The organism is Vibrio sp. M260118, assembly GCF_036533755.1.
Classification (GTDB): domain Bacteria; phylum Pseudomonadota; class Gammaproteobacteria; order Enterobacterales; family Vibrionaceae; genus Vibrio.
In genome coordinates, this window is the sequence record NZ_JATABG010000699.1 from 1 (window position 1) to 565 (window position 565).

A 565-nucleotide genomic window follows, 5' to 3' on the forward strand; every position below is an offset into this window, starting at 1 on the left:
ATTAGCTGAGTTAGGATGTCTTCAAGCAGAGCTTCTTCCGTTGTTGCCTCGCTGACAAAAATACGAATCTGTTTATTGCGTTGAGGCTTTGCCGCGAAAGGGCAGAGGTTAAGCCCGATAACAACATCATTTAGCCATTGGTTGACGGCAGTTTTTACTTGTTCTGGGCTTGCTGGTGTTGAGCTATTGGCTGTCATTTTGCTTCCAATTTAGTGTTTGGCGCCAGAATAACAGAATCTTCAACCAGAGGCTTGTGCTCTTGCCAGTGTGAGAGCTTGTGACAAAGGAAGAAAATCAACAAATAGAGCACCGAACCTCCTGCGACAACGTAACCCCATCCTCCGTGTTGCCAGCAGTAGATTAGGAAGAATCCGCCGATACTTCCGCCCACATAGTAGTGCACCAAATACAAAGCGGTAGCGGTGGCTTTTGCGTGGGTGGCTTTTTGACTGACCCAAGCGTAGGCCAAGGTATGGGTAAAAAATGCGCCGAAGCTAATCAACAGTAATCCCATCAACATAAACGCAAGCGAATCGATATAAGCGATCAACATCCCGAGTAGGCT

Annotated in this window: 1 protein-coding gene and 1 pseudogene; both read right to left on the minus strand. The window is 47.1% G+C overall.

Annotated elements, in window-relative coordinates:
- On the minus strand, positions 1-197 hold a 197-nt coding region (locus QTO00_RS20670), incomplete at its 3' end, for a DUF1415 family protein (RefSeq protein WP_331426395.1).
- Positions 194-565, minus strand: a pseudogene (locus QTO00_RS20675) (MFS transporter); the annotation flags it as partial. The pseudogene QTO00_RS20675 and the gene QTO00_RS20670, both read right to left, overlap by 4 nt.